At 69.2% G+C, this 21,444-nt stretch carries 21 protein-coding genes; 17 read left to right on the top strand and 4 right to left on the bottom strand.

The window, feature by feature from the left end; all coding sequences use genetic code 11:
- Positions 1-102: 102 nt before the first annotated feature.
- On the top strand, positions 103-873 hold the full coding sequence (locus ACN20X_RS13000) for a helix-turn-helix transcriptional regulator (protein ID WP_046988006.1): 771 nt from the start codon (positions 103-105) through the stop codon (positions 871-873).
- A 12-nt stretch (positions 874-885) separates the two neighbouring features.
- Here ACN20X_RS13000 and ACN20X_RS12995 read toward each other — a convergent pair whose 3' ends face one another.
- Positions 886-1,893, bottom strand: a complete 1,008-nt coding sequence (locus ACN20X_RS12995) for a tripartite tricarboxylate transporter substrate binding protein (protein WP_473210669.1) — start codon at positions 1,891-1,893, stop codon at positions 886-888.
- 143 nt (positions 1,894-2,036) lie between these two features.
- On the opposite strand from ACN20X_RS12995, the gene ACN20X_RS12990 reads away from it, so the two are divergent.
- On the top strand, positions 2,037-2,942 hold the full coding sequence (locus ACN20X_RS12990; protein ID WP_473210810.1) for a LysR family transcriptional regulator: 906 nt from the start codon (positions 2,037-2,039) through the stop codon (positions 2,940-2,942).
- On the opposite strand, the gene ACN20X_RS12985 is transcribed toward ACN20X_RS12990, so the two are convergent.
- Positions 2,918-3,664 (bottom strand): GNAT family N-acetyltransferase, encoded by a 747-nt coding sequence (locus ACN20X_RS12985; RefSeq protein ID WP_473210668.1) that lies wholly within the window; start codon positions 3,662-3,664, stop codon positions 2,918-2,920. The two genes, ACN20X_RS12990 and ACN20X_RS12985, sit on opposite strands and share 25 nt — an antisense overlap.
- A gap of 105 nt (positions 3,665-3,769) precedes the next feature.
- On the opposite strand from ACN20X_RS12985, the gene pdxR reads away from it, so the two are divergent.
- Positions 3,770-5,233: a MocR-like pyridoxine biosynthesis transcription factor PdxR gene (pdxR, locus tag ACN20X_RS12980; RefSeq protein ID WP_473210667.1), complete on the top strand. Its 1,464-nt coding sequence runs from the start codon at positions 3,770-3,772 to the stop codon at positions 5,231-5,233.
- 20 nt (positions 5,234-5,253) lie between these two features.
- Here the strand turns inward: pdxR and cobT are convergent, their stop codons facing one another.
- Entirely contained in the window at positions 5,254-6,360 is a 1,107-nt protein-coding gene (gene cobT, locus ACN20X_RS12975) for a nicotinate-nucleotide--dimethylbenzimidazole phosphoribosyltransferase (protein WP_338496999.1), read from the bottom strand.
- A gap of 1,006 nt (positions 6,361-7,366) precedes the next feature.
- On the opposite strand from cobT, the gene ACN20X_RS12970 reads away from it, so the two are divergent.
- The 9 genes from ACN20X_RS12970 (at position 7,367) to otnI (ending at position 15,693) form a co-directional block, all read left to right on the top strand.
- Positions 7,367-7,867: a DUF7151 family protein gene (locus ACN20X_RS12970; protein WP_034363095.1), complete on the top strand. Its 501-nt coding sequence runs from the start codon at positions 7,367-7,369 to the stop codon at positions 7,865-7,867.
- A 35-nt stretch (positions 7,868-7,902) separates the two neighbouring features.
- On the top strand, positions 7,903-8,529 hold the full coding sequence (locus ACN20X_RS12965; protein ID WP_473210666.1) for a phage tail protein: 627 nt from the start codon (positions 7,903-7,905) through the stop codon (positions 8,527-8,529).
- Between the two features lie 108 nt (positions 8,530-8,637).
- Positions 8,638-9,405, top strand: a complete 768-nt coding sequence (locus ACN20X_RS12960) for a FadR/GntR family transcriptional regulator (protein WP_473210665.1) — start codon at positions 8,638-8,640, stop codon at positions 9,403-9,405.
- Between the two features lie 146 nt (positions 9,406-9,551).
- Entirely contained in the window at positions 9,552-10,190 is a 639-nt protein-coding gene (gene otnC, locus ACN20X_RS12955) for a 3-oxo-tetronate 4-phosphate decarboxylase (RefSeq protein ID WP_016453048.1), read from the top strand.
- Between the two features lie 114 nt (positions 10,191-10,304).
- Positions 10,305-11,636 carry an MFS transporter gene (locus tag ACN20X_RS12950; protein WP_016453049.1) on the top strand — a complete coding sequence of 444 codons (1,332 nt, stop codon included), beginning with the start codon at positions 10,305-10,307 and terminating at the stop codon, positions 11,634-11,636.
- Positions 11,637-11,679: 43 nt separating this feature from the next.
- Positions 11,680-12,663 carry a D-erythronate dehydrogenase gene (denD, locus tag ACN20X_RS12945; protein ID WP_310038988.1) on the top strand — a complete coding sequence of 328 codons (984 nt, stop codon included), beginning with the start codon at positions 11,680-11,682 and terminating at the stop codon, positions 12,661-12,663.
- Positions 12,660-13,580 carry an L-threonate dehydrogenase gene (ltnD, locus tag ACN20X_RS12940; protein WP_016453051.1) on the top strand — a complete coding sequence of 307 codons (921 nt, stop codon included), beginning with the start codon at positions 12,660-12,662 and terminating at the stop codon, positions 13,578-13,580. Before denD ends, ltnD begins: the two co-directional genes overlap by 4 nt.
- On the top strand, positions 13,577-14,860 hold the full coding sequence (gene otnK / locus ACN20X_RS12935; protein ID WP_016453052.1) for a 3-oxo-tetronate kinase: 1,284 nt from the start codon (positions 13,577-13,579) through the stop codon (positions 14,858-14,860). Before ltnD ends, otnK begins: the two co-directional genes overlap by 4 nt.
- Positions 14,861-14,895: 35 nt before the next feature.
- The gene (gene otnI, locus ACN20X_RS12930) at positions 14,896-15,693 is read left to right on the top strand and encodes a 2-oxo-tetronate isomerase (protein ID WP_016453053.1); all 798 of its coding nucleotides are present in this window, start codon (positions 14,896-14,898) and stop codon (positions 15,691-15,693) included.
- Here otnI and ACN20X_RS12925 read toward each other — a convergent pair.
- Positions 15,653-16,564, bottom strand: a complete 912-nt coding sequence (locus ACN20X_RS12925) for a LysR family transcriptional regulator (RefSeq protein ID WP_047327144.1) — start codon at positions 16,562-16,564, stop codon at positions 15,653-15,655. The two genes, otnI and ACN20X_RS12925, sit on opposite strands and share 41 nt — an antisense overlap.
- Before the next feature lie 143 nt (positions 16,565-16,707).
- Here ACN20X_RS12925 and ACN20X_RS12920 point away from each other — a divergent pair, with 143 nt between their 5' ends.
- The 5 genes from ACN20X_RS12920 to ACN20X_RS12900 are packed head-to-tail and all read left to right on the top strand — an operon-like array spanning position 16,708 to position 21,393.
- A complete protein-coding gene (locus ACN20X_RS12920; protein WP_016453055.1) occupies positions 16,708-17,262 on the top strand; it encodes a PCC domain-containing protein in 555 nt (184 codons plus the stop codon).
- Entirely contained in the window at positions 17,255-17,683 is a 429-nt protein-coding gene (locus tag ACN20X_RS12915) for a PPC domain-containing DNA-binding protein (RefSeq protein WP_017406556.1), read from the top strand. Before ACN20X_RS12920 ends, ACN20X_RS12915 begins: the two co-directional genes overlap by 8 nt.
- Positions 17,680-18,525, top strand: coding sequence for an SDR family NAD(P)-dependent oxidoreductase (locus ACN20X_RS12910; protein WP_016453057.1), 846 nt, complete (start codon positions 17,680-17,682; stop codon positions 18,523-18,525). The genes ACN20X_RS12915 and ACN20X_RS12910 overlap by 4 nt, the downstream gene beginning before the upstream one ends.
- A 28-nt stretch (positions 18,526-18,553) precedes the next feature.
- Complete coding sequence (locus ACN20X_RS12905) at positions 18,554-19,720, top strand: acetyl-CoA acetyltransferase (RefSeq protein WP_016453058.1); 1,167 nt, start codon at positions 18,554-18,556, stop codon at positions 19,718-19,720.
- Complete coding sequence (locus ACN20X_RS12900; RefSeq protein WP_473210664.1) at positions 19,717-21,393, top strand: acyl-CoA synthetase; 1,677 nt, start codon at positions 19,717-19,719, stop codon at positions 21,391-21,393. The genes ACN20X_RS12905 and ACN20X_RS12900 overlap by 4 nt, the downstream gene beginning before the upstream one ends.
- The last annotated feature ends 51 nt before the right edge of the window (positions 21,394-21,444 follow it).

Genomic DNA, 21,444 nt, shown 5'->3' with positions numbered 1-21,444 from the left:
CCTGCCCGCCCCTGCCATCCCTTGAGACACTGGACCTGCCCCTCCCCCGCCCTTGACGCCAGCGCCTTGCCCGGCCAGGCGTCCAGCCATGCGCTGGGCCAGATGGTGTCCAGCCTGGGTGGGCCGGGCTTCGCCCTGCAGGTGCTGCAGGCCATGAACGCACTGCTGCCTGTCGCCTCCTGGTCGGTCTACCGCACGGGGCAGCGCAGCCGGCCGCAGCTGTTCCTGTCGGCCAGCAGCGAGGCGCGCGACACCACACGCGAGTGCTGGCGCGCCTATCTCTCAGGCCCCCATCTGCGCGACAGCACGTGGAAGCACGGCGGCACAGCGCCGGCACGCAGCACGGCGCTGTGCCACATCACGGCCCAGGAGGTGGAAGGCGAGCACCGCGCCCTGGTCTACGACGCGCACGGCATGGCCGAGCGCGTATCCATCGTCGAGCACCAGGACGACGGCGGTGTGTTTGCCGTCAACTTCTACCGCCACCAGCACCAGAGGGCACTGGGCGATGCGCAGATCGGCTGCTTCGAGAGCATGGCGCCCGTGCTGCTGGCCCTGGCGCACAAGCACATCGCGCTGACGCAGGCGCAGCCTGCCGTGGCTGCGGCATCGGCGTCCCCAGCCCCCCAGCCCAGACAGCGCCAGACATTGCCCGCCCTGCGCATGCGCCTGCTGCAGGCACAGCCCGGCCTTACGCCGCGCGAACTCGATGTCTGCGCCCGGCTGCTGCAGGGCATGACGCACGAGGGCATTGCCTGCGACCTGTGCCTGAGCCTGCCCACCGTCAAGACCTACCGTAACCGCGCATTTGCACGGCTGGGCATCCACTTTCGCAGCGAGCTGTTCGCGCTGGCCATGGAGCCGCAGGGCTGAAGGGGCCGGGGCTCAGTCCAGCGAGGCGCCGGAGTCCTTCACAATGCGCGCCCACTTGGCGATGTCCTCGCGCAGCAGGGCCGCCATCCGGTCCGGTGACACGGGCTTGTCGGCCGGGCCGGCCAGCTCCACGCCGGAGGCTTCGAGCTTGCCGCGCAGATCGCCGGCCGCCAGCGCGCGGGCCATGCCGTCCTGCAACTGCGCCAGCACCGGCGCGGGCACGCCTTCAGGAGCAAACAGCCCCACCCACAGCGTGCCGTTGTAGCCGGGCACGGTCTCGCCAATGGTGGGCACATCGGGCAGCAGCGGCGATCGCGCCGCGCCGCTCACGGCCAGCGCGCGCAGCCGGCCGGCCTGGATATGGGGCAGCGTTGACGGCAGGCTGCCGAACAGCAGCGGCACCTGCCCGCCCAGCACATCGTTGAGCGCGGGCGCCACGCCCTTGTAGGGCACGTGCTGCAGCTGGATGCCCGCCATGCTGTTGAGCATCTCGCCCAGCAGATGGTTGAGCGTGCCGTTGCCGGCCGAGGCATAGCGGAACTCGTCGGGCCGGCCCCGGGACATGGCGATCAGCTCGGGCACGGATTTGGCCGCAAAGCCGGGATGGGCCAGCAGCACATTGGGCACGGAGCCGATCAGGCCGATGGGCCGGAAGTCCTTCACCGGATCGAAACCCGGCTTGCGGTACAGCGCGGGGTTGATGGCCTGGCTGCTGCTGATGGTCATCAGCAGGGTATGCCCGTCGCGCGGCGCCTTGGCCACGGCCTGGGTGCCGATGTTGCCGCCCGCACCGGGCCGGTTCTCGACCACCACGCTGGCGCCCAGCATCTCGGCCAGCTTCTGGCTGACCAGCCGGCCCACGATGTCATTGGTGCCGCCGGGCGCCTGCGGGACGATCATCACGATGGGCCGCGCGGGCCAGGCCTGGGCATGGCCCAGCAGTGGCAAGGCGAGTGCGGCGGCCACCAGGCTTCGGCGGTGCAAAAGGCTCGACGGCAGGGGAAAGGAAGAATCCGGCATGGTCATGTCTCCATTTGTTCTTGTCGCAAGCCCGCATGGTTGCCCGTGCCGGGCCAGCGCACAATCGCGCATTTCCTGACCCGGCCTTCGGAATTGACAAAGCCTTGACCCCGCCCATGCCCTCTTCGCCCTTCATGCCCCTCATGCACTTCGACCTGACGGACCTGCGCCTGTTCGTGCATGCCGCCGAACTGGGCAGCCTCACGCGCGCCTCGCAAAGGCAGCACCTGTCCCTGGCCGCAGCCAGCCTGCGCATCAAGGCGCTGGAGGAGCAGGCGGGCATGCCCCTGCTGTACCGCGAGGCGCGAGGCGTGCGGCCCACGCCGGCCGGCGAAGCCTTCCTGCACCACGCGCGCGGCATGCTGCTGCAGTCCGAGCAGTTGCGCCACGACCTGCAGGAGTACGGCGCCGGCCTGCGCGGCCATGTGCGGGTGTTTGCCAACACCACGGCCGTGACCGACTTTCTTCCCGAGATCCTGCCCGCCTTTCTTGCCGACCACCCGCGCGTGAACGTGGACCTGCAGGAGCGGCCCAACGCCGAGATCGCGCGCGGCGTGCTCGACGGCCGGGCCGACCTGGGCATCGTGGCCGGCCAGGTGGATACGCTGGGCCTGCAGACCATCCACTTCAGCACCGACCGGCTGGTGCTGGCCACGCCGCGCGGCCACGGCTTTGCGCGGCGCAAGCGCATTGCGTTTGCCGAGACGCTGGACGAGGACGCCATCGGCATGCAGCAGGGCAGCACGCTGCAGACCTTTCTGGCGGGTGTGACCGAGCGCCTGGGCAAGCCCATGAAGCTGCGCATTCAGCTGTCCAGCTTCGACGCCATGTGCCGCATGATCGGCGCGGGCGTGGGAATCGGCATCGTTCCCGAGAGCGCCGCACGGCGCAACAGCGACAGCATGCGGCTGGCACTGATCGAGCTGACCGATGCCTGGAGCGTGCGCGAGCGCCGCATCCTCGTGCGCGACCAGGGCCGGCTGCCGCGCCATGCGCAGGCCCTGATCGAGGTGCTGCAGGCCTACTACGCCGCGCCTGCCGTCTCCTGAGCCTGCGGCGCACCCTGCTCCATCAGGCTGGACAGCGAACGCAGCTGCCCGCCCTGCGCATCGAAGTTGCCGGGCTCCAGCCAGCGCTGGTAGGCCGCGCGCAGCGCCGGCCATTCGCTGTCGATGATGGAGAACCAGGCCGTGTCGCGGCTGCGGCCCTTGTAGACCACGGCCTGGCGGAACACCCCCTCGAACCGGAAGCCCAGGCGCGCCGCTGCGGCACGCGACGGCGCATTCAGGCTGTCGCACTTCCACTCGTAGCGGCGGTAGCCCAGCTCGTCGAAGGCGCGCTGCATCAGCAGGAACTGCGCCTCGGTGGCCGCACGCGTGCGCTTGAGCTGGCGCGAGTAGCAGACAAAGCCCACTTCCATCACGCCGCTGGCCGTGTCCACGCGCATCAGCGCCAGCGAGCCGATGGCACGGCCCGTGGCCAGGTCGATGACGGCGTGGTGCAGCGGGTCTTCGCTGGCCTGGGCGGCCTCGGCAAAGCGCAGATAGGCCTGGGCGTCGGCGAAGGGGCCCACCGACATGTATGTCCAGTCGCTGGCGTCCGGCGCCTGGCTGAAGGCATCGAACAGATCGGCTGCATGGCGCGCGGCGGACAGCGGCTCCAGCCGGCAGTAGCGGCCTTGCATGGGCGTGCGGGGCGGGCGCTGGCGCGGGGTCCATCCGGGCAGGTCGTGGCCTACGGGTTGGGAGTGGGCATTGAGTGCGGGGGGCATGGGAGATTCCTGGTCAGGTCATTTGGCAGGGCCACGATAGCGCCAGCGTGGCATCATTGAAAGCACCATATCCCCCTTATTTCATGGTGCCACGCCGTCCATTGCATGCACGCTTCCGACCTGCTGACCAGTCCCTTGCAATCCGGCCCTGGAGCGGCTCCCCGCCAGCACCAGCTGATCCAGCGCCTGAAGCAGGCCATCCTGGCGGGCCGGCTGCCGGCCGGCGACCGCCTGCCGGCCTCGCGCACCCTGTCGGAGGATCTGGGAGTCTCGCGCAACACCGTGCTCATCGCCTACGAGCAACTGGCGGCCGAAGGCTATGTGGTCGCCGACCGGCAGGGCACGCGCGTGGCGGCTGTATCCACCCATTCCACGGCAGCCGCCGAGGCCGCCGCCGCGCCCCCTTGCGCACCCCGCACGGCCCGGCGCCTGGACCGCATCGTGCCCACGCGTCATGCCATTGACCGCAGCCTGCCCCTGACGCCGGGCACGCCCGCCCTGGACAGGTTCCCCCTGCCCGCCTGGCGCCGATCGCAGGACCGCGCATTGCGCCTTCCCGCCAGCGCCACGCTGGACTATGGCGATTCTGCAGGCGAGCCCGCACTGCGCCAGGCCATTGCGCAGCACCTGCGCATCTCGCGCGGCGTGCGCTGCGATGCCTCGCGCATCATCGTCACCGAAGGCGCCCAGGGTGCGCTGGACCTGTGCGTGCAACTGCTCACCAACCCGGGAGACCATGCCTGGCTGGAAGAGCCCGGCTACCGGGGCGCCAAGTCGGCCTTTGCGGGGGGAGACCTGTGCGTCAGCACACTGCGCGTGGATGCGGACGGCGCAGCCATTGCCCCCGGCCTGTGGGACAGCCATCCTCCACGGCTGATCCAGATCACGCCGTCGCACCAATATCCCACGGGCGCCGTGCTGTCGGTGGCGCGCCGGCTGGACCTGCTGGAGCGCGCGCGCCGCGCGGGGGCCTGGATCATCGAGGACGACTACGACAGCGAATTCCGCCACCAGGGCACGCCCATCGCCGCCATGCAGGGCCAGGTGCCGGACGCGCCCGTGCTCTATGTGGGCACCTTCAGCAAGACCATGTTCCCGGCACTGCGCCTGGGCTTTGTGGTGCTGCCGCAGGCCCTGGCCACCAGCGCGGCATCCGCCGTGCAGGAGATGCTGCGCGGCGGCCATCGACTGGAGCAGCTGGCCATGGCGGACTTCATGGAAAGCGGCCAGTTCTCGCGCCACCTGGGCCGCATGCGGCGCCTGTACCGCGAGCGCCAGGCGGCCCTGCGCGAGGCGCTTGCCACGCAACTGGGCGTGGAGCATGAGGTGCTGGGCGGCCACGGCGGCCTGCATCTGACCGTGCGGCTGCCGCCGGACCTGTCCGACAGTGCCATCGTGGAGCAGGCGCGGCGCGCCGGCATGAACCCGGGCGCCCTCTCGTCCTTCGCCCTGGCACCGCTGCCCCAGGACAACGGCCTGGTGATCGGCTATGGCAACACCGATGCCGCGCGCTTCGGCGCGCTGGTCAGGCGGCTGGGCAAGCTGGCGGCAGCTGCGTTATCGCGCTAGCCGCGGCGCGGCTCCAGCGGCTATGCCTGTTCCGAGCGCGTGCTCACCCCGGCCTGCGCAAAGCTGGCCATCTCGCCCAGCATGGCGCAGGCCGACACCAGCAGCGGCCAGGCCAGGGCCGCGCCCGAGCCTTCGCCCAGGCGCAGTTGCCAGTCCAGCAGCGGCTCGGCACCCAGGTGGGCCAGCATGCGCACATGGCCGGGCTCGCCCGAGCGGTGCGAGAAAACGCAGCGCTCCAGCACGGCCGGCTGCAGGCGGCTGGCCACCAGCACGGCGGCCGTGGTGATGAAGCCATCGACCACGATGACGCGCCGCTCGGCGGCGGCCTGCAGCACGGCGCCCACCATGGCGGCGACCTCGAAGCCGCCCATGGCCGCCAGCGCGTCCAGCGGTTGCGTGGCCTGGGCGTGCAGCTGCAGCACCTCCTGCAGCACCCCGATCTTGCGGGCCAGCCCGGCTGCATCCAGGCCGGTGCCCGCACCCGTGACCTCGGCCAGCGGTTCGCCGCACAGCCGCGCCAGCAGCAAGGATGCGCTGGAGGTATTGCCAATGCCCATCTCGCCCAGCAGCAGCGCATTGCCCGGCAGCTGGCGCACCAGGGCCGCGCCGTTGCGCAGGGCCATGGCACATTCGGTGGCCGTCATGGCCGGGCCCTGGCTGCAGTCGCGCGTGCCGTAGCCCAGCTTGCGGCGCCACAGGCGCGGCTGGCCGGGCTGGGGAAGCTTGTCGTCGGGGTCCTGCTCGCGCGCGGGAAAGTCGCGCGCCACGCCGCAGTCCACCACGTTCAGCGCCAGCCCATGCTGGCGTGCCAGCACGCTGACGGCGGCGCCGCCGGCCATGAAGTTCTCGACCATCTGCCAGGTCACATCCACCGGATAGGCCGACACGCCGCGCGCAGCCAGCCCATGGTCGGCCGCAAACACCAGCATCTGCGGCTGCTGCAGCACCGGCCTGTCCTGACCCAGGATGCAGGCAATGCGCAGCGCCAGCTGCTCCAGCCGCCCCAGCGCGCCCAAAGGCTTGGTCTTGTGGTCTATGGCGTGCTGCACGCGCTGGGTGAAGGCGGCATCGGCCAGCGAGGCGATGGCGGGCACGGCGGCCGCAGAGTCGGTAGTGGGGGTTCGCATGGAAAAAGGGCTCGGCCCGGTAAGGCAGATGGCAAAAGCGCAAGTATCGCGCGCCGCGCAGGCCCGCAAGAATCCTGCAGACGCGGCTTGCAACAGCAGCAAACCTGCATTGCGCCCATGCAAGCAGCAACGGACCATTACCAGGCTGCACTGGAAAACCACAGTCCTGGCAAATAGTCAATTTCAATTTACCAAGTTTCAGTGATTTTGCAAAAATCCACAATTTCGCAGAATCGGTACCAATCCAGCCACCTTACCCATTACCTTGCCCTGGACCTGCGCAACATCAGGCCAGGTCACCTCGCACACCCGGACAGCCCTGGCAGCGCCGCCAAGTACCGCGCCCCTGCCGGAGGCCTAGCCGACAGGAGCCATCCGTCAAATGCCTTCCCCTCTTTTTGTCCGTCGGCTACTGCCCCCCACTTCGGCCGGTCCGGTGGCCCTTGCCACCACCGCCGTCCTCGCCCTGCTTACCGGTCCTGCCGGGGCGGCGGACATCAGCCTCACGCCCCCCGCGGGTGGCGGCGTGATCATCTACTCCACACCCAACACCCCGGCGCTGCGCGTACAGCCCACGGGAGAGGTGCAACTGCCCGGGCTGCCAGGCACACCCGCCACATCCACCAGCCACGTATGCCATGACGCCAGCGGCAGTCTGGGCCGTTGCGATCCCGCCTCCACGCAGGGCGCGCAAGGACCCAGAGGCGACGCAGGCCCTACCGGCGCTACAGGACCGGCAGGTGCTACCGGCGCCACAGGCCCCGCCGGTGCCACAGGCTCTGCGGGGCCCACCGGCGCCACAGGGCTTGCCGGAGTAACGGGGCCGGCAGGCGCTGCCGGAGCCACGGGCTCCGTCGGTGCCACCGGACCTGCCGGCGCTACGGGAGCCACGGGCGCTACCGGCCCTGCCGGTGCCACCGGACCTGCCGGCACTACAGGCGCGGCAGGCGCGCCAGGTAGCCCGGGAGCGGTCGGCCCGGCGGGCACCGATGGCCGGGAATCCCTGATGGTGACCCAGGTAGAAGCTGCTGGCGCCACCTGCGCCACGGGCGGTCAGCGCATCAGCCAGGGCCTGGATACCAACCGCAACGGCGTACTGGATGCAGCAGAGATCACCAGCACCAGCTATGTATGCAACGGCCTCCAAGGCTCGGTGGGCCCGCAGGGTCCCATGGGACCGACGGGCATGGGTGGTGTCACAGGTCTGGCCGAAGTGCGCCACGGCTGCGTTGCACCCGATCCGGGCGACGCCACCAAGGCCGTTATCCGCAGTGGTGCAGGCTATGCAGCAGCACGCAATGGCGCGAGCGGCCCCTTCACGATCGCCTTCAACCCCGCCGTAGCCCCGGGCAGCTACACCCTGCTGCTGGACAGTCGCACCAACAAGGGCCGGGCCGTGGCCATCGCGGCAACGGGGGACCCGTTCGCCGGCATCGTTCTGACCCCCGGCTGGGTGGACCCTGAACAGGAGACGCTGGACCGCATCTGCTTCATGCTCGCCCGTTGATACAGCCTTTGTGCACAGACCCACAGGATTTCGCCATGCCCCTGCCTTCCACTCCCTTCCTGCGCAAAACCGCCCTCGCGCTGGCCTTCGCCTTTTCCACCCCCCTCATTCCGACGGCCCATGCCGCGGCTGAAGCCTACATAGGAGAGCTCTTTCTGTTCAGCGGCAACTTCTGCCCCAGCAACACGGCTCCAGCGGCGGGTCAGACCCTTCCCATCAACCAGAACGCCGCCTTGTTTTCGATACTTGGCACGACGTATGGCGGCAATGGCGTCAACACCTTCCAGCTTCCCGACCTGCGCGGACGCGTTCCCATCGGCACAGGCGGCGCGCCCGGACTTTCCTCCTTCGTCTTGGGAGAGGCCGGCGGCAGAGAACAGCTGACACTCACACCGTCCCAGTTGCCCGCGCACACGCATACCGTCTCGAACATGCCCGCCAGCACCCAAGGGGCAACCCATTCCACGCCGGGCCCAAACAGGATGCTGGCTCAAGCCCAGAACGCAGGCATCTACCGGGAGGGCGGTACAGCCGATACCTCGCTGAGCAGTACCACGTCGGTCGGAGTCACAGGGAACAACCAACCTGTTCCCATACGCGATCCATTCCTGAGCATGCAATGGTGCATTGTCCTGAACGGGATCTTTCCTCCCCGGGACTGAAGGCTTGGCCGAAAGACAGCGCCCAGGCGTCACCACACTCCCCGGCGCTGAAGCCCTGGCCGTTCTGAGACAATCACTGCCACACGTGTCTCCCCAGCCCCCACCTCCATGACGGTTTCCTTCTCTGCCATCCAGCCCGGTCTCAAGCTTGCGGACCAGGTTGCCCGGCAGCTGGAGGCGCGCATCCGCGCCGGCAACCTGCAGCCGGGGCAGAAGCTGCCGACCGAGGCCGAGCTCGTGCAGCAGCTCGAGGTCAGCCGCACCGTCGTGCGCGAGGCGGTGTCCCAGCTCAAGTCGCGCAACCTGGTGGAATCGCGCCAGGGCAGCGGCGTGTTCGTGAAGGCGGCAGGCATAGAGCCACTGGACTTCGAAGGCCTGCCGGCGGCTGGCAGGAATGCGCTGATCCAGATCACCGAGGTGCGCCGCGCACTGGAGACCGAGGTGGCCGAACTCGCGGCGCGGCGGCGCAGCGAAGAGGATATGCAGCGCATCCACGATGCGGAGAGCACCCTGGCCGAGGCCGTGCGGCTGGGCCGTGACGGCGTGGAGGAAGACATGGCGTTTCACCGCGCCATCGCCCAGGCTTCGGGCAATCCCTTCCTGATCAGCACGCTGGACTACCTGTCGCAGTTCCTGCGCGGCGCCATGCGCATCACGCGCGCCAACGAGGCGCGGCGCGAGGACTTCGGCAAGGCCGTGGAACGCGAGCACCACAGCATCGTGCTGGCCATCGAGGCCGGCGACCCCAAGGCCGCGCGCAAGGCCGCCGCCACGCACATGGGCAACGCCATAGACCGCATCCACCGCGCCGACGCCAGCTTCTGGGAGCAGGACGGCGAACGCCTGGCCCGCGACATCCTGGCCGCCAAGCCCTGAACCTCCGAAACCACCCCTTGGCGCATGGCCAAGGGTTTTCACCTTGTTTGGGTTTTTGCGCAAAATTTGTATGATGACCTGATGACAATATCAGTCACATCTCTTTTTGCACCAGGCACACCCGGCCTTTGCCTGGGCGTTCACCCATGAGCGACGAATCCCGCATCCGCGAGCAGATCTGCGCGACCGGCGCCAGCCTCTACCAGCGCGGCTACACCGTCGGCGCTGCCGGCAACATCAGCGCGCGCCTGCATGACGGCTGGCTGATCACCCCCACCGACGCCTGCCTGGGCCGGCTCGACCCGGCAGAGCTGTCCAAGGTCGATGCCGGCGGGCATTGGGTCAGCGGCGCCAAGCCTTCCAAGACCCTGGTCCTGCATCGGGGCATCTACGGCAATGACGGCGACGCGCGCGCCGTCATCCACACGCATTCCACGCATCTGGTGGCGCTGACGCTGTCCGGCGTCTGGCGCGAGGACGAGGTACTGCCGCCCATCACCCCCTACCAGGTCATGAAGGTGGGCCGCATCCCGCTGATCCGCTACCGCCGGCCCGGCGATCCGCAGGCCGCCGCCGAGGTGGCCGCGCTGGCCGGCCAGGTGCGCGGCGCCCTGTTCGAGCGCCTGGGCCCCGTGGTCTGGGAACGCTCGGTGGAGCAGGCCAGCCATGTGCTGGAAGAGCTGGAGGAAACCGCAAGGCTCTGGCTCATGACCCATCCCCGGCCGCAGCCCCTGGACGCGGCCGCCATCGACGAGCTGCGCACCACCTTCGGGGCGCGCTACTGATTTGCACAGCGGCGCCCACGGCAGCATTCCACCACCCAGCCCATCCACAGCCGCGCAGCCGCCAGGCGGCGCACCAAGCGGCGAATCAAGCGTCGAACCCAAGGGAGACTTGAAATGACGACAACGGATATCGCATCCGGCCAGGCCGGGGCCCACCCTGCCCAGGCCGACTCTGCAGAGACGGCGCGCGCCTACGCCAAGGTGTTCTGGCGCCTCGTGCCGTTCCTGATGCTGTGCTATGTGATCGCCTACCTGGACCGCGTGAACGTGGGCTTTGCCAAGCTGCAGATGTCCCAGGACCTGGGCTTCAGCGAGACCGTGTTCGGCCTGGGCGCAGGCGTGTTCTTCATCGGCTACTTCCTCTTCGAGGTGCCCAGCAACCTGCTCATGCACCGCCTGGGCGCGCGCGTCTGGATCGCCCGCATCATGATCACCTGGGGCATTCTGTCGGCCATGTTCATGTATGTGGAAACGCCCACGGGCTTCTACATCCTGCGCTTTCTGCTGGGCCTGGCCGAGGCGGGCTTCTACCCCGGCGTGATCCTGTACCTGACCTACTGGTACCCGGCCCACCGGCGCGCCAAGATCGTGGCGCTGTTCATGTCGGCCATCCCCGTGGCCGGCATCTTCGGCAACCCGCTGTCGGGCTGGATCATGCAGGCCTTCCACGGCGACCATGGCCTGCACGGCTGGCAGTGGATGTTCCTGATCGAGGCCATCCCCGCCCTGGTGATCGGCGTGGTGACCATCTTCTATCTGGACAACGGCATCTCCAGCGCCAAGTGGCTGACGGCCTCCGAAAAGCAGCTGCTGGCGCGCGAGATCGAGCTGGACCAGCGGCACTCAGGTGCCCAGAAGCATTCGCTCAAGGCCGTTTTCGCCGACCGCCGCGTCTGGTGGATGTGCCTGATCTACTTCGCCTTCGTCGCCGGCCAGTACGGGCTGACCTTCTGGATGCCCACGCTGATCAAGTCCACGGGCGTCACGGGCGCGCTGAACATCGGCCTGCTCAGTGCCATCCCCTTCCTGTGCGCCATCGTGGTGATGAACCTCATGGGCCACAGCGCCGACAGGCGCCGCGAGCGCCGCTGGCACCTGATCGTGCCCGCGCTGATGGGCGCCGTGGGCTTTGCGATGACGGCCTTCTTCGCCGACAACACCGTTCTTTCCCTGATCTTCCTGTCGCTGGCCGCAGCCGGCGTGCTGACCTGCGCGCCGCTGTTCTGGTCGCTGCCCACGGCCTTCCTGTCGGGCACGGCAGCGGCGGCGGGCATTGCCATCGTCAACTCGGTCGGCAACCTCGCGGGCTTCGCCAGCCCTTACATGATCGGCTACCTCAAGGACCTGACCCAGTCCACGCAGGCCGGCATGTTCGTGCTGGCGGGGGTGCTCGTGGTGGGCGCCCTCGCGGTCTGGCTCACCCCCGCAAAGATGGTCAACCGCTGACCGGCCCTTCTTCCCATCCTTCAAGCTCCAAGCCCCAAGACACATGAAAGTACTGATCACCGGCGGCGCCGGATTCCTGGGCCAGCGCCTGGCCCGCAAGCTGCTCGAACAGGGTGCGCTGACGCTGGCCGGCATTCGCTGGCCCATCCACCAGATCGACCTGCTCGACGTGGTGGCCACCCACGCCATTGACGACACGCGCGTGCGCTCCCTGGTGGGCGACATTGCCGACCCGCAGGTGCTGCGCGGCGCCATAGACCAGGACACGGCCGTGATCTTCCATCTGGCCGCCGTGGTCAGCGGCCAGGCCGAGGCCGACTTCGACCTGGGCATGCGCATCAACCTCGATGCCTCGCGCGCCCTGCTGGAGACCTGCCGCGCCGTGGGCCACATGCCGCGCGTGGTCTTCACCAGCTCGGTGGCCGTCTACGGGGGCGACCTGCCCGACACCGTGCTGGACGGCACGGCCCTGAACCCGCAGTCCTCCTACGGCACGCAAAAAGCCATTGCCGAGCTGCTGCTGGCCGACTACACGCGGCGCGGCTTTGTCGATGGCCGCGTGCTGCGCCTGCCCACGATCAGCGTGCGCCCGGGGCGGCCCAATGCGGCCGCCTCGTCGTTTGCCAGCGGCATCATCCGCGAGCCCCTCAACGGCGAGGCGGCCAACTGCCCCGTGGGTGCCACCACGCGCCTGTGGCTGCTGTCGCCGCGCCGCGCCGTCGAGGCCCTGGTCGCAGGCTGCGAGCTCGATGCCAGCGCCGTCGCCGACCGCCGCCCCATCAACCTGCCTGGCGTGTCCGTCAGCGCGGGCAACATGGTGCGCGCGCTGCGTGAAGTGGCTGGCGACGAAGTAGCCAACCGCGTGAGCTGGCAGCCCGACGACAAGGTCGAGCGCATCGTCGGCAGCTGGCCCGGCCGCTGGGATACCACGCGCGCCGACCGGCTGGGCCTGCGCGGCGACGAGAACTTTGCGGCCATCGTGCGCGCCTACATCGCCGATGACCTGACACCCCGACGCCAGCCATGAACCACACCACCGCCACACCCCGCGCCGTCGGCGTGATCGGCCTGGGCGCCATGGGCGCCGGCATGGCGCAAAGCCTGCGCCGCGCCGGCCACCACGTGCATGTCCACGACATCCGCCCCGAGGCCGCAGCCGCCTTCGCTGCCGAAGGTGGCACGGCCTGCGCCACGCTGGCCGACATGGCCGCCGCTTGCCGCATCATCGTCAGCGTGGTCGTCAACGCCCGGCAGACCGAGGCCGTGCTGTTCGGCGAAGGCGGCATCGCCCCCGCGCTGCAGCCCGGCTCCGTCTTCGTCATGTGCTCCACCGTGGACCCCAACTGGTCCGTAGCGCTGGAGGCCAGGCTGCAGGCGCAGGGCGTGCACTACATCGACGCGCCCGTCTCCGGCGGCGCGGCCAAGGCCGCGTCGGGCCAGATGACCATGATGACGGCAGGCCGCCCCGAGGCCTATGCCGCCTGCGAAGGCGTGCTCGATGCCATGGCCGCCAAGGTCTACCGCCTGGGCCACAGCGCGGGCGCGGGCAGCAAGGTGAAGATCATCAACCAGCTGCTGGCCGGCGTGCACATTGCCGCAGCGGCCGAGGCCATGGCCCTGGGCCTGCGCGAAGGCGTCGATGCCGCCGCGCTCTACGAGGTCATCACCCACAGCGCCGGCAACAGCTGGATGTTCGAGAACCGCATGGCCCACGTGCTGGACGGCGACTACACCCCGCTGTCGGCCGTGGACATCTTCGTCAAGGACCTGGGCCTGGTGCTGGACACCGCGCGCCACAGCAAATTCCCGCTGCCCCTGGCCTCCACGGCCCACCAGATGTTCATGCAGGCATCCACCGCCGGCCATGGCCGCGAGGACGACAGCGCCGTCATCAAGATATTCCCGGGCATCACCCTGCCCCAGGCTCCATCGGAATCCCCATGACCCTTCTTCTGGGCTGCATAGCCGACGACTTCACGGGCGCCACCGATCTGGCGAACAACCTGGTGCGCGCAGGCATGCGCGTGGTGCAAAGCATTGGCGTACCCGCCGGCCCGGTGGACGAGGGCGTGGACGCCGTCGTGGTCGCGCTCAAGTCGCGCACCATCGCGCCGGCCGACGCCGTCGCCCAGTCGCTGCAGGCACTGCAGTGGCTGCGAGGCCAGGGCCCCGATGGCCGGGCTCCGCAGATCTACTTCAAATACTGCTCCACCTTCGACAGCACGCCGCAGGGCAATATCGGCCCCGTGGCCGATGCGCTGATGGACGCGCTGGGTTGCGAATTCACCATTGCCACGCCGGCCTTCCCCGACAACCAGCGCACCGTCTTCAAGGGCCACCTGTTCGTGGGCGATGTGCTGCTCAGCGACAGCGGCATGCGCAACCATCCTCTCACGCCCATGACCGATGCCAACCTGGTGCGCGTGCTGCAGGCGCAGACGCGGCGCAAGGTGGGCCTGATCGACCATGTGGCCGTCGCGCAGGGCGAGGCCGCCATCCGCGCGCGTATCGCCGCACTCCAGGCCGAGGGCGTGGGCATGGCCATCGTCGATGCCGTCTCCAACGACGACCTGCTGCGCCTGGGCCCGGCGCTGGCCGGCATGCCGCTTGTCACGGCCGGCTCGGGCGTGGCCATCGGCCTGCCCGCGAACTTCGGCATACAGCCCTCGGCCCAGGCCGCTGCCCTGCCAACCGCCACCGGCCTGCAGGCGGTCGTCTCGGGCAGTTGCTCGGTGGCCACCAATGCGCAGGTGGCGCACTTCATCGCCTCGGGCCGCCCTGCCCTGGCGCTGGAGCCGCTGCGCATCGCCGCCGGCGAGGACGAAGCCGGCAAGGCCCTGGCCTGGGCCCGCCAGCACATCGCCAGCGGCCCGGTGCTGATCTACTCCACGGCCGAATCCGCGGCCGTCAAGGCCGTGCAGGGCCGCCTGGGCGTGGAGCAGGCCGGCGCACTGGTCGAACAGACCATCGCCGCCATCGCCCGGGGGCTGGTCGAGATGGGCGTGCGCCAGCTCGTCGTGGCCGGTGGCGAAACCTCGGGCGCCTGCGTGCAGGCGCTGGGCATCGAGCAAATGCGCATAGGGCCGCAGATCGACCCTGGCGTGCCCTGGTGCCATGCCGCCTCGCCCCTGGCGCCGCAGGGGCTGCACCTCACGCTCAAGTCCGGCAACTTCGGCACCACGGACTTCTTCACCAAGGCCTTCGGCGCGTTGCAGCGCGCCTGATGCCACACTCAGCATCCGTTTTCAGGAAAGCCTTCATGCCCCGCTTCGCCGCCAACCTGTCCATGCTCTACAACGACCTGGATTTTCTTGACCGCTTCGAGGCCGCCGCGCGCGACGGCTTCCAGGCCGTCGAATACCTGTTCCCCTACGACTTCGCGCCCGAGCAACTGGCCCGCCGCCTGCAGGACCACGGCCTGCGGCAGGTACTGTTCAACGCCCCGCCCGGCGACTGGAACGCGGGCGAGCGCGGTCTTGCCTGCATCCCCGGGCGCGAGACGGAATTCGCCCAGGGCATGGAACGCGCCATCGCCTATGCCCGGGCCCTGGGCTGCCCGCGCATCCACGTCATGGCCGGGCTCAAGCCCGCAGGCGCCAGCGATGACATCCTGCGCGCCACCTACATCGCCAACGTGCGCCACGCCGCACGGCTGGCCGCGCCCCACGGCATCGCCATCCTGCTGGAGCCCATCAATGGCCGCGACATGCCCGGCTTCTTCCTGAGCCGCCAGGACCAGGCCCACGCCCTGCTGACCGACATTGCCGAACCCAATGTCCAGGTCCAGATGGACCTCTACCACTGCCAGATCGTCGAGGGAGACCTCGCCATGAAGATCCGCCAGTACCTGCCCACGGGCCGCGTGGGCCACCTGCAGATCGCAGGCGTGCCCGAACGCCACGAACCCGACGTGGGAGAGGTCAACTACCCCTACCTGTTCCACCTGCTGGACCAGCTGGGCTACGACGGCTGGATAGGCTGCGAATACCGCCCCGCGCGCGGCGCGGCCGCGCACGCTACCAGCGAGGGGCTGGGGTGGATGAAGGAGTGGCTGTAGATCCGGGCAGATACCCCCGCAGCGCACGCACCAGCGGCGAATCATCGGCACGCCGCCAGACGGCGACCGTCTCCACGGCCGTCCTTTCCCCCAGCAAGGGCCGGTAGACCACGCCTTCACGGTGCAGGGCCTGCACACAGGCGGGCACCAGCGCCACGCCCAAACCGCCAGAGACCAGGCTGACGATGGTGTGCATCTGCCGCGCCGCGAACAGCCGGGGGCTGAAGCCGTGGCGCATGCAGGTGGAGACGATGGCATCGAACATCAACGGCCCCTGGTGGCGCTCGAAGCCCAGGAAACGCTCCTGGGCCAGTTTCTCCAGCGCGATGCGCCGGTTGCGGGCCAGCGGGTGGGACTCGGGCAAGGCCACCACCAGCGGCTCGCTGCGCACCAGCACAGAGTCCAGTGACGCGGGCAGGTCCGGCGTGCGAAATACCAGGCCGATATCCAGCCGCCCGCTCTCGATGTCATGTGCAATCTGGTCGGTCGTGCCCTCCTGCAGCGATAGCCGGACCTGCGGATAGTCCTCGCCAAAGCGCCTCAGCGTTTCCGGCAGGAAGGAGTAGGCCGGCAGGCTGATGAACCCGATGGACATGGAGCCCATGAGCCCCTGCGAGGTCTCGCGTGCGCGGCGCCGCATGGTGTCGGCAGCGGCCAGCACGGCACGGGCGTCGCGCAACGCATCCTCCCCGGCTTTCGTAAGCACGATGCGCCGCGACGTGCGCTCCAGCAGCGTCACGCCCAGCTCCTCCTCCAGCTCCTTGATGGCCAGGCTCACGGGGGGCTGGGTCAGGTGCAGGCGCTCGGCCGCACGACCGAAGTGCATCTCCTCGACCACGGCCACGAAGCACCGCAGATGTCGCATGTCCATTCATAGCCTCCGCAAATCGATACATATGAATTGCAAATTTCCTTGCATTGAACCAGATCCCTAGACTGCGCTGCAGGCCTGTACGCACCATCCCGCGCCCAGGACAACACAAGCTGAATACAAAGCAGCAGCAGGAGACAAACATGCCAGAGCGCCTCGCGGGCCTGCCCAGGCCACGCACCCTCATACATCCCGGCCCCTGCAGCGCCGTGCGACTGGATCACCGGCAAGCGCCCGCTGCGCGCCACATGCGGCTGGCCCTGGCGCCCGGGCTGACGCTGTTCGACGCCATCGTCGGCGCACTGTCATCGGCCAGCGTCGAGAGTGCCTCGCTGACCTTGCTGGAAGGCGATCTCGAAGACCTGGATTTCTGCGTGGCGCCACCCGATCGCAGCGGCCATGTCGTGGCCACCTACGGCCCGCCCGCGACACTGCAGTCCGCCAGGCTGCTGTTCGGCAACGCCACGCTCGGCTGCGCCGAAACAGGGCATCCGGCTGTGCACTGCCATGCCGTCTTCTCCAGCGCACAGGGCCACCTGCTCGGCGGCCATGTGCTCACGCAGCGCTGCCGCATCGTCAATGCGCCCGTCAGCGCCCTGGCGACCTCGCTGGACGGGTTCGGACTGCGCATCGCCTACGACCCTGAAACGCGCATGTCCCTGATGCGTCCGGCCGCCGCGCAGGTCTGCCATGGCTGAGGCCCGCATGGTCGAGTCAGGCCGCATGGGCCGCGTCGCCTACGCACGCATTGCCCCCAACGAAGATCTGGTGCTGAGCGTGGAAAAGCTCTGCGCGCTGCAGGGCTTTCGCAACGCCTTCGTGCGCGGCGCCCTGGGCAGCCTGGTCGATGCCTGCCTGGCGCGCGCCGACGGCGGTTGCCTGTTGCTGCGCGGGCCGGCCATCGAGGTGGTCAGCCTCGCCGGCGAGGTGCGCTGCCAGGACGACGGCTCGCTGCGTGCCTGCCTGAGCGGCGTGGTCGCCGACACCACCGGCCAGGTGCATGGCGGCCCCTTCGTGGCCGGAGCCAACCCCGTCTGCATCACCTTCGAGCTGACCCTCGAAGAGTGGCTTCCCCAAACCCCTTCTGCCTTGACCCCGGATCCAGGAGCCTGTCCATGAACCAACGAGATTCCCATCCATCCCCCGCACGCGTCGCCGTGGTCACTGGAGGGGCGCGCGGCATAGGCCGGTCCATCGGCGAATGGTTTCTACAGCGGGGCTGGCGCGTAGCGCTGCTGGACATCGACAGTGAAACGCTGGAGCGCACGGCGCAGGATATGGACTGCCCGGCCCGGCTGCTGTGCCAGCATTGCGACGTCTCGGACCCGCAGCGGGTGGACGAGGCCGCCACCGCCGTCATGGCGCGCTGGGGCCGCGTGGATGCGCTGGTCAACAACGCCGGCGTGGCGGTCTTCAAGCCCGTGCTGGAGACATCGTTCGAGGAATGGCGCACGGTCATGGCCACCAACCTCGACGGCGCCTTTCTCTGCACGCAGGCCTTCGGTGCCCGGATGGCTCGCAACGAAGGCCACGGCGGCAGCGGCGGAGCCATCGTCAACATCGCCTCCATCTCGGGCCTGCGGGCCAGCACGCTGCGCGTGGCCTATGGCACGAGCAAGGCCGCCCTCATCCACATGACGCGCCAGCATGCGGTGGAACTGGGCAATCTGGGCGTGCGCGTCAACGTGATCGCACCGGGGCCGGTGGAGACCGAGATGGCCAAGCTCGTGCACAGCGTCGCCATACGCTCCGACTACCACGACGCCATCCCGCTGGGCCGCTATGGCACACCACAGGAAATGGCAGAGGCCGTGGGCTTTCTGTGCAGCGATACGGCCAGCTTCATCAACGGCCAGGTGCTGGCCGTCGACGGCGGCTTCGATGCCGCAGGCGTGGGTCTGCCCACGCTGCGCCGCCGGCTGGCCGAGGCACCGGCAACCGTGCAGTCCGCGCAGTCCTGAACACCGCCCGCACCACAGGAGCCACGCCATGAACCCACCCCGCATCATCGGCTGGGGCCACACGCCCTTCGGAAAGCATGCCGCAGCCGATGCCGAGCAACTGCTGCGTGACGCCATCGACCCGGCACTGCAAACCGCCGGCCTGGAGCCCCGGGACATCGACGGCATCTTCGTCGGCCACTTCAATGGCGGCCTTCTGCCCCAGGATTTCAGCGCCAGCCTGGTGGCCCTGGCCGTGCCTGAACTGCGCCATGTGCCCGCCACGCGCAGCGAGAACGCCTGCGCCACCGGCTCGGCTGCCATCTGGGCTGCGCTCGACGCCGTGCAGTCCGGCCGCATACGTTGCGCGCTGGTGGTGGGCTTCGAGATCATGAACGCCCAGCCTGGGCAGAAAATTGCCGAGATCCTGCTGCGCTGCTCCTACGTGAAGGAGGAAGCTGCCACACCGGCGGGCTTCGCAGGCGTGTTCGGGCAGATCGCCACCCGCTATTTCGAACGCTTCGGCGACCAGAGCGATGCACTGGCAGCCATCGCGGCCAAGAACCATGCCAACGGCGTGCACAACCCCTTCGCCCACATGCGGCGTGACCTGGGCCTGGACTTCTGCCGCCACGCCTCGGACAGGAACCCCTTCGTCGCAGGCCCGCTCAAGCGCTCGGACTGCTCGCTGGTCTCCGACGGCGCGGCCGCCCTGGTCATCTCGCGCCAGGCCTGCGGCAATGCCAGCGTGGCGCCCGTGCGCTGGCGCTCGCGCACCCAGGTCAACGACCTCCTGCCCCTGTCGCGGCGGGACCCCACGCGCTTCGAAGGCGCCGCCCTGGCGTGGCAGCGCGGGCTGGCCGACGCAGGCGCCACGCTGGCCGACCTGGGCTTCGTGGAAACACATGACTGCTTCACCATGGCCGAACTGCTGGAATACGAGGCCATGGGCCTGGCGCCACATGGCCAAGGCGCGCGCGCCATCCTCGACGGCAGCACATGCCGCGACGGGTGGCTGCCGGTCAACCCGTCGGGAGGACTCAAGTCGCGCGGCCATCCCATAGGCGCGACAGGCGTTTCCCAGCATGTGATGGCGGCCATGCAGCTGTCAGGCTCGGCCGGGGCCATGCAACTGCCCGCGCCCCGGCTGGGCGCCGTCTTCAACATGGGTGGTGCGGCCGTGGCCAACTACCTGAGCGTGCTGGAGGCCGCATGAACAGGCTTGCACCTGCGGACATCGCTGCAGCCCCCGCGCCCCAGGCAGCCAACCTGTCGCTGCTGCTGTCGCAGACGGCCGCCCTGTTTCCCGACAGGCCCGGCCTGATCCAGGGCGACCGCCGCTGGACCTGGGTGCAGATCGATGCGCGCGTCAATGCGCTGGTCCAAGGCCTGCGCGCGCTGGGCATGCAGGCCGGTGACCGCCTGCTGGTGCAGTCTCGCAACGGCATTGCCCTGTTTGAAAGCTGCTGGGCCGCCTTCCGGCTCGGCGCCGTCTGGGTGCCGGTCAACTTCCGGCTTACACCATCCGAAGTGGCTTGGCTGGGCCACGCCAGCGGCGCCACCGCCATGCTGGCCGAAGAGGGCTTCGCCGGCCATGTGGACGCCGTGCGCGCCGCCTCGCCACGGCTGCGGCATGTGATCACCATCGGCCGGCCTCGCGAAAGCCAGGGCGAGCAGGACTACGAGCAATTGCTGCATGACAACGCAGGCGCTCCCGCATCTACAGCCCATGTGCATGCCGATACGCCGCTGTGGTTCTTCTACACCTCCGGCACCACAGGCCGGCCCAAGGCCGCGATGCTCACCCATGGACAGATGGCCTTCGTGGTGACCAACCACCTTGCCGACCTGATCCCGGGCACGGACGAGCGCGACTGCTCCATTGCCGTGGCACCGCTGTCGCACGGCGCAGGCATACATGCCCTGCTCAACGTGGCGCGCGGTGCGGCCACAGTGCTGCCCACCGCCGACCGGCTGGACCCTGCCGAGGTCTGGGAGCTGGTGCAGCGGCACCGGGTCACCAATCTCTTCACCGTGCCCACCATCGTCAAGCTGCTGGTGGAAGACCCCGCGGTGGACCGCTTCGACCACGGATCGCTGCGCTACGTGGTCTATGCGGGCGCGCCCATGTACCACGCCGACCAGCAGCGCGCATTGCACAAGCTGGGCCCGGTGCTGGTGCAGTACTTCGGCCTGGGCGAGGTGACGGGCTGCATCACCGTGCTGACGCCCTCCATGCACGCACTGGACGACGGGCACAGCGACGGCAGCACCGGCACCGCCGACACATTGATCGGAACCTGCGGGCGCCCGCGCACGGGCATGGAGGTCGCCATCCTCGACCACCGGTTGCAGCCCGTTCCCACGGGCGCCATCGGCGAGATATGCTGCCGCGGCCCCGCCGTCTTTGCGGGCTACCACGACAACCCCGAGGCCACGGCCCAGGCCTTTCGGGGCGGCTGGTTCCACACGGGCGATCTCGGGCGGCTGGACGAGCGGGGCCTGCTCTACATCACGGGGCGGGAATCGGACATGTACATCTCGGGCGGCTCCAACGTCTATCCGCGCGAAGTCGAGGAGGCGCTGCTGACCCATCCCGCCGTGGCCGAGGTCGCCGTGCTCGGCATGCCCGACGCCACCTGGGGCGAGATCGGCGTGGCCGTGGTGGTCGCGCAGGAGGGTGCCGATGCCACCGCTGGAGACCTCACGGCCGAGGCGCTGCTGGCGCACCTGGAGGGCCGCTGCGCGCGCTACCGCTGGCCGCGCCAGTTCCACTTCTGGGACGCCCTGCCCCGCTCGGGCTACGGCAAGGTGGTCAAGAAGGAAATCCGCGAACGCCTGCTGCAGAACATGACGCAGGGAAAGGAGCAGGCCGCCCCGACCCCGTGATGCGCCCCCCCGCGCGCCGCTTGCGCCCGAACGACACAAAGACAACACTCA

This window comes from Delftia sp. PX-1 (assembly GCF_055797465.1).
The sequence above is the reverse complement of the archived record's forward strand: the minus strand, read 5'-3'. Positions and strand labels throughout refer to the sequence as shown.